Source organism: Streptomyces sp. NPDC050433, assembly GCF_044458565.1.
Lineage (GTDB): Bacteria > Actinomycetota > Actinomycetes > Streptomycetales > Streptomycetaceae > Streptomyces.
In genome coordinates, this window is sequence record NZ_JBITIB010000064.1 from 1 (window position 1) to 7,770 (window position 7,770).

The following is a 7,770-nucleotide window of genomic DNA, read 5'->3' on the forward strand; positions in this document are numbered from 1 at the left end:
CGCCCACACACGACCACTGACCAGCCCCAACAACCCCGCTCAGAACGATCAGCACCGACTCTCACTACCACCGACACCAAACCAAGAGATCACAGCCGGTCGATCGCCATCTTCGAGCGGGCCGGGGTCTCGGAGTCCAGCACCGCCAGCCGCTTCGCTCAGGCCGGGACCGTCGGGCCCTCGTTGCCGCGCTCCCGGCACCAGCTGAGCCAGGACAGCACCCCGGCCTGTCCTGGCTCAGCTGGTATGGCGAGCGTGGGTACGGCACCTGGCGCGGCGCTGCCGGGTGGCGCACGGTCGGCAGGCCTGTTTCGCTGGGAGTGACACCTCTCGGTGCATGGATCGAGGCTCGATCATGAATGAGACAGGCGCATTGCGACGCCGCCTCCAACAAATGCGTGAAGAAGCCGCCGCGACACAGGCGAGAGCCGAGCGGACCGGCGATCCTGAAGAGCGCCGACGGCTCGAGCGAAAAGCTCAGCAGTTGGAGTTCGACAGCGAACAGGAGAGCATGATGGCCGCCGGGGACATCTACCCTGCGGAATAACGGGGTACCTGGCAGTCAGCTCCCGAGCCGGACAGAGTGCCAGCGCCCGGTCCTGCTGCTGATCATCCCCAACCGCTCCATACAGTTGAGCTGGGAAGCGACCTTCTTCCCACCCGCTCCGAGGCCGGTCAGCGGAGCGGACTCCGGCATCTTCGCCAGGATCTCGCGCACCCCGGGGCCGCCCACGCGGTCGCCGCCGATGTGCGCGAGTCCGCGAGCAAACTGGTCTCCCCCTGATCGTCGCCCGGCGCCGCCCCCCTGGGCCCAAGCGACCACGATGCCCCCATAAGCTCACCCGTCGGAGCAGGTAAGCCCAAGAACGTGCCCAGCGCAGGGTTCGAGACGTGCGCCCGCATGTTGCTGGGATCGGGCAGGGACGAGGGGGCGAAATCTGCCGAACGGGCTTCTTGATAGTCAGCTCCGGCAACGAGCATTCTGTGTGTGCCGGCGCCGTACCCGGCACGACGCGAAGGGGGCCCGGATGAGGCGCATGCCCTTGTTCCGGTGGGTGCTTGCACTCGGCCTGGCGCTGGTGGGCTTCTCACTGGTTCTGGCCCCGTCGGTGACGGATTTCCCTGATCTCCGGCAGATCGACCTGGACGTGGTCGACGAAAAGCCCGACGGGGAGTGCACGGTCCGGTGGACGGATCCCTTCGAGGACCGCGAGCGCGTGGAGCCGTACCGGTGTGATCCGGACCGGGAACCGATCCTGAAGGCACCGGACTACGACCCGGCCTCCGGTCTGGGCTGGGAAACCGGATTCGTGATCGCCAAGGGCCCCGACAGAGGTGAGCTGTACTCACTGGACGAGGACGTGCCCACCGAAACGGGCGGCATGCGTGGCGAACTCTCCGAAGCGACGGCGGCAGGCGGTCTGCTCCTGACGGCCGTCGGCATAGCAGGCGGCGGTTTCGGCGCACTGATGCGAGCGAGCGGTGTCAACCCAGCCGCCGTACACCGAGCACGTCGACTGCGGGACGCTGCTAACGCGGTGGCCGAAGACTATGAGCGGGCCTTGGAAGCGGTGCGCACCGCATGGGCTCCCCTGCGCCGGGAACTGGCTTCCGTGCCATTGGAATCCGCCCGACCCGGACCACAGACCACGGCCCTGGTCCTCGCCCTCCAGGTGCTCGTGGAGGCCGGGCCGCAGGCACGAAGCGCGGCAGAGGCGGGCAGAGAGCTGAGCTCACGTCTGGATCCGTTGTTGGCCGACGCGGCCCCCGCCCGCAAGTATCAGGACATGCTGCGCGCGGATCGAGACCAGCGTTGGGGGGCACAGTACGCCGTATCCGAACTGACCGAACTGGTGAAGGACACCGACCGGCAAAACAGCGCCCACGAATTCGCGCAGGCCTCGGTCGACCTCCTCCGTCGGCCGGACCCAGAACTAGGCGCGGTCTCCGCCTGGTCAGACCTCGAGGCCAGACCCGAGAAGTACCGCAGTCTCCTTGCCGAGATCGCACGATGACCCCGGACACGGCCTGGACGTCGTGCTGAACGACGGCCGATAGCAACACGCAGGCCGACGACAGCATCTACGACGACGGCGCGCAGTACGGAAGCACCCGCACTCACGGGCCTGTGCCGCCCGCTGTGCTGCCTCCGTGACAGCCGCATGGGTACCCGACCGGCGCTGACGTCGCCCCAGGGGGCGGGCGCGGCATCACACCCCAGGGTATTTCCTCCTGCGGGCTACGTGGCGGGAAGGGACTCGGTGAGGCGGTCCAGCCGCGTGTAGAGGGCCCGGACGAGTCGGGCGCGGTTCTGGGCGCGGCGGGCGGTGCACTCCAGCGGTGCGGACAAGCGGCCGTCGGCTTCGCGGAGGACGACTTCGGCGAGGGCGCCGCGGCCGTCGTTCTTCGGCAGGGCGGCGGCGTGGCGTCGGACGCCGGCGGCCACGGCGCGGGCGTGCCCGGTCAGTTGGAGGGCGATCCGTTCGTAGTCGCGGGGTTGGAGGTGCGGGTCCTTCCACGCGAGCACGGCGGTGACGAGCGCTCCGTCAGGGCGTCGACATGGGAGAGGTCCACCAGCCAGCTCCCCGCAGCTTCGGGTAGAACTTCCAGCGAGCCCCTGCCGGCCCTCGGGCGCTCACCGTGCGAATCGCGTGCGGAGTCCGTTCGATGGGTGCCATGCGGGGCGTTTTGGTCGGATCGGTGGCAGTCGGCGGTAGGGGAGTACGCAGGTGAGCGCTGGCAGTCGTGACAGGGTCGGCGTGTATGAAAAAATGCCGAGCAATTGTCAAAAGCTGTGGATCAGTAGCCGTTCACTATGACTCGTGGTGCAGGCGGATGAGCCCTTCGATAGAGCCCAGGCGGGCATGCAGGGTAGGGTCCTGGGCCGGAGTGGTGGTCAGCAAGAGCACCTGGGCCGCGGGGTGTTCGGGGGCGTAGAGGTCGTCTTCGCCGTCATCGCCGGGAATCGGGTTGGGCTGGATCTCGATCCGCCCGTCGGGACTGTCGGCGAGGTGGTAGATGCCCCGGTAGTCGCTCTCACGCTTGGTGAAGACCAGGCTGAGGCGGTCACTGACGAGCTGGACCAGCTCGCTGGCGGTGTGGGTGCTGGTTCCGTACGTGTGGTGGTCGGTCATCGTGGACAGAGTTTATGCCGCGAAGCTGGCGGGGCGTTCGACGAGATGGCCGCGTTCGAAGCAGGCTCAGGCCCGGACGAGAGCGACGAGGTGGGGTGCGTCCACGGCCCGCCACCGCTGCTGGGCGGACTCGACGAGCTTGAAGACCATAGCCAGGGCGGCGGTGCGGGAGCAAGCCCGGCGGGTGACCTTGGTCCGCAGCCGGACGGTGGAGAAGGTCGACTCAATGGGGTCGCACGATCTCACCATCGGCTACCCCATGCAGCGAGTACTTCCCGGACCTTGACTTCGTGATCGCACGGCGCGAAACCGTCAGGGCTGTCTTGTGGATCCGAGACACACCGCGTGACTCAACAACAACCACAGCAGCCGGCCTCTACCAACCGCTGCCCAGTCATGTACAGCGTCGGCTGTCGCCGAGCGTGTGGGACGAGTTCGAGGAGCAGCGCGACTTCTTCCGCCAGGGAAGCTCCCGCAGCCGCTTCCGGAGGCGAAACAGCACGTCCGCACGCCCCAGCCACGTTCCCGAGTCACTACTGGACGCTTTCAGCGCGCTGTTTGAACCGTCCGCGCCGGTAATTCAGCTCCCCTCGCAGCGCCCTCGTCAACAAGGTTCGCAACGGTGCCTACCAGAGCAACCCGATGCCGGCCCGGCTACAACTCCGAGGAAGAAGGCGTAGCCGCCGTCAAGGCGATGCCCAAGGCCGACCGACTGGACATTAAGGGCTACGTGGCGAGCTACCACGAGGCCGTCGCCGCCTACCAGGACCAGCTCGCCGAACAGCGAAAGAGGCGCGCCTTGGCCGCCGCCAAGAAGGCCACTGCGGAGAAGTGCCGCGGCTGGCTGCACGCCGTCGGCTGACCCGGCCGCTGGCCTCGTACGGACATGACGGTGCTGTACCTTCGGGCCCCCACGGTGTGGCGCCGCTTCACTGTGGTGCTGACGAAGGCGGAAACTGCTTCAGCCAGCTGACAAGCTCTGCTAGCTCGGTATGGAGGACATCACGATCGGCCCGCTCCACGGCACTCAAGAGCACTGGCACCACGATCTGGAGTGTTCGCCAGATCTCCTCACCCGTGTACTTATGCCTCTTGGGATCCTCGGATGCTAAGCGCAGCTGCTCCTCCAGCTGAGGCGTCAGCTTGCGGATCTTCCACAGCGCCCGAGGCAAGCCAGACTCAAAGGCCGAGGTCGATTCATGCCGTGGTGCTGGCACCCGCAGTCGCACTGCGTGGCCGTACGGTGTGGACAACCCGAGGAGAACCGCTGGTGGGCGAGATGGGTAGTTGCCGAAACGGCCGTCTTCTCCAGGCCGCTGTAGACCTTCCCGTTTGTTGCACCTGTGGCATAAGAAGCCTTCTCCGAACTACCGGTGCGATAGGGCTCGTTGGGGCCGGATCGCACCGCTTCAGTCCGTCGAGAACGCCTTCGTCTCCTGATGGAGCGGCGAGAAACACAAGTTGCGTGCTGACCAGGCCAGGGTGCTGACCGAGCGTTCGTGATGCGGAATGCTTTGGTCATGAGCGAAGAATCCAAGCGGCTGGCGAAAGCTCTCATCGAGTTCCGGGAAGCCGAGGGCATCTCCGTGAGGGAGCTCGCGCATCGCACCCAGTTGAGCCAGGCGACCATCAGGCTCCACGAGAGCGATCGCGGACGCCCGCCCGTCCCCATCGCGGCCCGCCGTTTCGAGGAAGTACTCGGCTGGGCAGCGGGCAGCATCCCGACCGATTCGAGCGAGACGACGGACCTCGAGCTTCCACCGGACTCCGGCGCTGGCACTGGGTAGTCCGAGAGATCAGGTGGTTAGAGGGTGCTGGACCGCCCGGCGATCTGACCGAAGGTGGGCAGGCCCAGGTGGATCACCGAGGGTTTGAGTGCGGCATCGAGCTGGGCCAGCTTCTCCTCGGCGCCGGCCAGGCTGATCTCCAGGCCCTCGACCTCACCGAGCCAGCCATCACGATGAGCTTCGGCGATCCGATCGAGTAGGTTGTCGCGGATCTCGATCAGACGGTCTCGTTGGGACGGCTCCGGCCGGAGGAGCGAACATCGCACGCAAGCGTGCTCATGGATGCACGACGTTCCGAAGGAGCGAGCGCAGGTTCCCAGAGAGAGCTTGCGCTTCTCGAAGTGGGCGAGAAAGGCGTCCCACTCCTCGTTCGTCGGGGTCCGGTATTCCTCGCTGGGACGAAGGGATCGGCGACGGGCGATGAATGCGCGGTGTCCTTCGATGGCGTCCGTCGGGTAGATGGCTAATGGTGGAGTCGGGTATTGGAACTCTGGGAATACCCTGGCTCAGGAGCAGTTCCTGGTGTCGTTGAGCGCTTCAGTTGCCCCTGGAGGCGATAGTTGGCCAGCCTGGTGCTCAGTCGCTGGGCGACAGAATCGTGAGGGTCACAGTCTTTGAGCGACGAAGACGAACTCCTTGCCCGGACGATCGGGAGCGTCTCGGACCTCTCGTAGCAGGTAGCCCTGCGCGATCAGATCGTCCTCGACCTCCTGACGTTCCCGGAATCTGAGGGTCGAATCGGACATGAGGTGCTGCCCGTCCGCAGTGAACACGTAGTTCCACCGAAACGTCACGAGGGGTTGGTTCACTTCGACCAGCTCAACCCAGCTTTCGACCGCGCCGGCTCCCGAGATCTCCGTGACTCGGTGCGATGCTGAGCGGTTCCATGACTCCCAGGCGCGTGCAGCCGGGTTCCTGGTCTCGAACACCAGATGCCCACCGGGCCGCAGGGCCCTATGAGCCCCCTTCAGCGTCTGCTGCCATGCCACCGGGGCGACGATCGCCTGCGCGACGTTAGCCGTCATCGTGGCGAGATCCACCATCAGAGGCGGAAGAACTGCCGCGTCACCGCAGATCCAGCGGACGAGATCGCTGCCCGATTTTCCCCTCGCCACGTCGATGGAGGCTTGGGCGGGATCGACGCCGACGACCTCGATCCCGCGATCGGCTAGCAGGAGTGCGAACACGCCAGTACCGCAGCCGATATCCAAAACCCGCTTCGCGTCAAGTTGCTGGGCGAGGACGAGATAGGCGTGGAGGTCAGTGCGATCTGGATCAAGAGGGTCGTAGATCGTTGCCAGCCGTGGATGCCCGAAGATCTCATCAGCCATGCGCCCGAAGGTATAGGCAGTGTTCAGTCGGCTGCCGCTCAATTTGGCGGCGCGCGAACCGCTGTATGGGCGGCCGCAGGCCAACTGAGGCCCTCGCCCTGGCCGGCTGAAGCCGTCAGTCACGGTTCCGGCGGCTGACCTCGGCTGCGTAGGCGCCCCAGTCTCCGGCGGCGGCTCGCTGCCATTTGACGGCGACGGTGATGTCGATGCCGAGGGTGCGGGCAAGGACCGCGGCGGGCAGTTCGGTGGCGAGCTGGAACAGCGCGGTCGAGCGGGCCTCCGCGAGCCGGATGCCGAGTTTGCGGAGCCGTTCGCCCATGGCCCAGGCACTGATCGGGCGGCCGCGCTGGCCTCCGGGGAAGAGCCAGGTCGAATCTGTCCGGGCGAGGACGGCATGGCTGCGGCGAACCTCGACCTGCTGGAGGGCCAGTTCAGCGACGGGTGCGGGAAGCTCGACCGGGACGGCGCCGAGGCGGATGCGGACGCCTGCGTCTGTCTTCTCGATGTGGTCGACGGTGAGCCGGGAGATCGCTGCGGGCCACTGGGCATAGAGGAGCAACAGCGGGCCGGCGAGGCGATCTTCGGGCTTGAGGGTGGCATCATGCAGCAAGTGTCGGGCGGTGGCCCAGCGGGCTTCGTCGTCCATCGGCTGCGAGGGGCCGTTCCATCGCTCGGCCGGGTAGCTGAGATCGCGGGCGATCTTCTGGGATAGGGCCCAGCGCACGAAGTGGCCTGCCTCCTGCCGAAGACGGGCGTCCTCGCTGGTCATCCAACGTTCGAGGTCAGTTTGCCGACAGGTGGCAAGGGCCAAGTTCTGGCCTTCGAGCCAGTTCAGGAGATAGACGCCCGCCCGCAGATGCTACCGGGCAACCTGGAGCTGGTAATACGTGATCTCCTTGCCGCGGCTGCGACGGCGAAGCCGGCGCAGGAGGTGCCAAGTTGCGTACCGGTGCAGGATTCTTCGTCCCTCGGTGGTCGCGTGGGAGGCGACCAGGTTCTTCACGTGCCGTTCGAGGCGGACCATCTGCTCGTCCCGTTGAGGCAGGGTGCTGGTGGCGACGAGGACGCTTCGGATGTGCTCGACGACCTTGCCTTCCGGGAGTTCGTCCAGGGCTTTGTGGGTGAGGGGGCGGCGGCCGGAGCCGAGATCGGACAGAACGGTGGAGACGATGCCTTTGGAGAGCCAGCTCATCGCGGTGGCCGCGCGTTCGGTGCTGGCGAGGGCGTCGTGGAGGGGCTGCAGCTTCGAGGGTATGGAGCCGGTGTCATCGGCGAAGAGCTCGTGGAGCCGCTGTTTGAGGGTGCAGCGGGGGCACGGACCAGGTGCGTGTAGCCGTTCGGCTCGTCCGCAAGCGGGACATGGGCGCCAGAGCTCGGCGTCCGGGGTGGTGCAGGGGAAAAAGAACAAGCTGAAAGAGCGTTCTGTCCTGCCGAGGTTGTTTGGTTCGATGTTCAGGTGTCGCGCCAGTTCAGGGTGGATTCGCGAGTGAGTCTCCGGCTTATGAGGTCGATGATCGC

Annotated in this window: 9 protein-coding genes and 3 pseudogenes; 4 read left to right on the forward strand and 8 right to left on the reverse strand. The window is 66.3% G+C overall.

The window, feature by feature from the left end:
• Positions 1–92: 92 nt before the first annotated feature.
• A pseudogene (locus ACIBLA_RS37455) lies at positions 93–230 on the reverse strand (site-specific integrase); the annotation flags it as partial.
• Between the two features lie 125 nt (positions 231–355).
• Between ACIBLA_RS37455 and ACIBLA_RS37460 the strand changes: the two are divergent.
• Entirely contained in the window at positions 356–547 is a 192-nt protein-coding gene (locus ACIBLA_RS37460; RefSeq protein WP_363246855.1) for a DUF6381 family protein, read from the forward strand.
• 481 nt (positions 548–1,028) lie between these two features.
• Positions 1,029–2,015, forward strand: coding sequence for a hypothetical protein (locus ACIBLA_RS37465; protein ID WP_363246856.1), 987 nt, complete (start codon positions 1,029–1,031; stop codon positions 2,013–2,015).
• Between the two features lie 224 nt (positions 2,016–2,239).
• On the opposite strand, the gene ACIBLA_RS37470 is transcribed toward ACIBLA_RS37465, so the two are convergent.
• From ACIBLA_RS37470 to ACIBLA_RS37480, 3 genes and pseudogenes are all read right to left on the reverse strand, one after another.
• Positions 2,240–2,581: a restriction endonuclease gene (locus tag ACIBLA_RS37470; RefSeq protein ID WP_399201141.1), complete on the reverse strand. Its 342-nt coding sequence runs from the start codon at positions 2,579–2,581 to the stop codon at positions 2,240–2,242.
• A 232-nt stretch (positions 2,582–2,813) separates the two neighbouring features.
• A complete protein-coding gene (locus ACIBLA_RS37475; RefSeq protein ID WP_363246857.1) occupies positions 2,814–3,134 on the reverse strand; it encodes a hypothetical protein in 321 nt (106 codons plus the stop codon).
• Positions 3,135–3,200: 66 nt separating this feature from the next.
• A pseudogene (locus ACIBLA_RS37480) lies at positions 3,201–3,380 on the reverse strand (IS256 family transposase); the annotation flags it as partial.
• A gap of 376 nt (positions 3,381–3,756) precedes the next feature.
• On the opposite strand from ACIBLA_RS37480, the gene ACIBLA_RS37485 reads away from it, so the two are divergent.
• A complete protein-coding gene (locus ACIBLA_RS37485; protein WP_363246858.1) occupies positions 3,757–3,996 on the forward strand; it encodes a hypothetical protein in 240 nt (79 codons plus the stop codon).
• A 658-nt stretch (positions 3,997–4,654) separates the two neighbouring features.
• Positions 4,655–4,921: a helix-turn-helix transcriptional regulator gene (locus tag ACIBLA_RS37490; RefSeq protein WP_363246859.1), complete on the forward strand. Its 267-nt coding sequence runs from the start codon at positions 4,655–4,657 to the stop codon at positions 4,919–4,921.
• Positions 4,922–4,938: 17 nt separating this feature from the next.
• Here ACIBLA_RS37490 and ACIBLA_RS37495 read toward each other — a convergent pair whose 3' ends face one another.
• The 4 genes and pseudogenes from ACIBLA_RS37495 to ACIBLA_RS37510 form a co-directional block, all read right to left on the reverse strand.
• On the reverse strand, positions 4,939–5,187 hold the full coding sequence (locus ACIBLA_RS37495) for a hypothetical protein (RefSeq protein WP_363246860.1): 249 nt from the start codon (positions 5,185–5,187) through the stop codon (positions 4,939–4,941).
• 339 nt (positions 5,188–5,526) lie between these two features.
• On the reverse strand, positions 5,527–6,252 hold the full coding sequence (locus tag ACIBLA_RS37500) for a class I SAM-dependent methyltransferase (protein ID WP_363246861.1): 726 nt from the start codon (positions 6,250–6,252) through the stop codon (positions 5,527–5,529).
• 115 nt (positions 6,253–6,367) lie between these two features.
• A complete protein-coding gene (locus tag ACIBLA_RS37505) occupies positions 6,368–7,021 on the reverse strand; it encodes a hypothetical protein (RefSeq protein WP_399201140.1) in 654 nt (217 codons plus the stop codon).
• A gap of 90 nt (positions 7,022–7,111) precedes the next feature.
• A pseudogene (locus ACIBLA_RS37510) lies at positions 7,112–7,770 on the reverse strand (hypothetical protein); the annotation flags it as partial.